Raw genomic sequence first — 2,086 nt, 5'->3', positions numbered from 1 at the left:
GCCCGGCCCCGGCGGCGCGGGACCGGGAACGGCCGACGGGGTGGGCCCGGCGCCGGCCGGCGGGGCGGGGCCGGATGGCGGGGCGGGATCCGGCGGCGCATCGGGGCAGGGCGGGCCGTGGCCGGCGCTGCCGGACGACCGCCCGCTGTGGACGGTGTCCGCGGCCGACGTCGACGACGAGCGGGTCCGCCGGCTGGACCGGGAACAGGCGGGTGGCTGATGGAACGGGTCGCCTTCCTCGTCGACGCCACCGGCGAACGGGTGGACTGCCTGCTCAACCCGGAGACCGTGCAGGTGACGCGGCTGGCCGGGGTGCGCCACCGGGGTGCCGCCGGCGGGCAGCTCACCGGCGCCGGGCTCGCCGACGACCCGCTGGTCTTCACCGGCGGGGGACGCACCGAGCTGGTGCTGGACCTGCTCTTCGACGTGGACTTCGCCGAGGGGCAGGTCCGCCCGACCGACGTGCGGGCGCTCACCCGGCCGCTGTGGCTGCTCGCCGAGAACTCGGCCACCGAACACGGCTCGCTGCGGCCGCCGCTGGTCCGGCTGGTCTGGGGCAAGACCTGGAACGTGCCGGGCGTCGTCGTCGCGGTGGCCGAGCGCTTCGACGCGTTCACCGCGACGGGCTCGCCGCACCGGTCCTGGCTGCGGCTGAAGCTGGTCCGGGTCGCGGAGGACGCCGACCGGGCGCGGGAGGGCTTCGCGGAGGAACTGGCCGCGGCGAGCACCCCGACCGCCGCGCCGGGCAGCGCCGTGGTGGCCGCCGGCGACGGCGCGACCGGGCCCGACCACTCCGGCGTGCGCTTCGACCTGCTCGCCCACGACGCGCTCGGCTCGCCGCTTCGGTGGCGGCTGCTCGCCGAGCACAATCGGATCACCGACCCGCTCACCGTGCCGCCCGGCACGCCGCTGGCGGTGCCGCCGCTGCCAACGTCGGCCGCCCGCCCGCCCGGCACGCCGCTGGCGGTGCCGCCGCTGCCGACGACGGCCGCCCGCCCGGCGGGTGCGCCGTGACCGCCCCGCGCGCGCTCGCCGTGCTGCTCGACGGCGCGCCGCTGCCGGACGGGGCTGCCCGCCGGCTGGTGTCGGTGCGGGTGGCGGCCCGGCTGGACCGGCCGACGCAGTGCGAGGTCGCGCTGACCACCGCGCCCGGCGCCGCCGCGCTCACCCCGCCGGTGCCCACCGGGGCGGGGCTGGAGGTCCGCCTGGACGGCCACCCCGACGCGCTGTTCGACGGCGAGGTCACCTGCGTCGAGGTCGAGTACGCGGCCGACGGCGCGGCGCTGCTGCGGGTGCGGGCGTACGACGCGCTGCACCGGCTGCGCCGACGGCAGCGGCTGCGGGTGTTCGAGGCGGTGACCGCCGCCGACCTGGCCCGCGAACTGTGCGGGGACGTGGGGCTGACCGTGCACCCCGAGGCCGACGGCCCCCGGCTGGAGCGGCTGTGCCAGCACCGGCACAGCGACTTGGAACTGCTGCGGGAGGTGACCGGCCGGGCGGGGCTGCACGTGGTCGCCGACGGCGACCGGCTGCGCCTGCTGACCCTGGAGGGCCACGGCGAGCCGGTCGGCCTGGAGTTGGGCCGGGGGCTGCACTCGCTTCGGCTGTCGACCAACCTGGACACGGCCGGCGGGGAGAGCGCGGCGCTGGGTTGGCACCCGCAGCGGGCCGAGCCGATCAGCCAGCAGGCGGGCACCGCCCGCAGCGGCCGGCGGATCGCCGCCGACCCCGACCCCGCCGACGTCGGCGCGGACGGCGTACGCACCGCCGTGGACCAGCCCGGGCGCGGCGACGACGAACTGGCCGCGCTCGCCCAGGCCCGGCTCGACGCCCGGGTCGCCGCCCTGGTCACCGCCGAGGGGGTGGCCGAGGCCGACCCGGCGCTGCGGCCCGGCCGGCGGATCGCGCTCACCGGCGTGCCCGCAGCCGTGGCGGGGACGTACGTGCTCACCGAGGTGGTGCACACCGTCGACGCCGCCGGCCAGCTGACCCGGTTCTCCACCGCCCCTCCCCCCGCCACGGCTGCGGGCACGCCGGTGAGCGCGATCCGCCGGCCGGGCCGCAGCGCCGGGTCGGCCTCGGCCAC

Annotated in this window: 3 protein-coding genes; all 3 read left to right on the top strand. The window is 79.5% G+C overall.

Going from position 1 to position 2,086, the window contains the following annotated elements:
• Positions 1–220: hypothetical protein (locus ACSNOB_RS31795; protein ID WP_436691122.1), on the top strand; the 220-nt coding region annotated here is incomplete at its 5' end.
• Positions 220–1,014 (top strand): CIS tube protein, encoded by a 795-nt coding sequence (locus ACSNOB_RS31790; RefSeq protein ID WP_436691120.1) that lies wholly within the window; start codon positions 220–222, stop codon positions 1,012–1,014. The genes ACSNOB_RS31795 and ACSNOB_RS31790, both read left to right, overlap by 1 nt.
• Positions 1,011–2,086 (top strand): phage late control D family protein (locus ACSNOB_RS31785; RefSeq protein WP_436691118.1); only part of this gene is annotated, 1,076 nt, incomplete at its 3' end. The genes ACSNOB_RS31790 and ACSNOB_RS31785, both read left to right, overlap by 4 nt.

The organism is Micromonospora sp. URMC 106, from assembly GCF_051386395.1.
Classification (GTDB): Bacteria; Actinomycetota; Actinomycetes; order Mycobacteriales; family Micromonosporaceae; genus Micromonospora.
The sequence above is the reverse complement of the archived record's forward strand: the minus strand, read 5'-3'. Positions and strand labels throughout refer to the sequence as shown.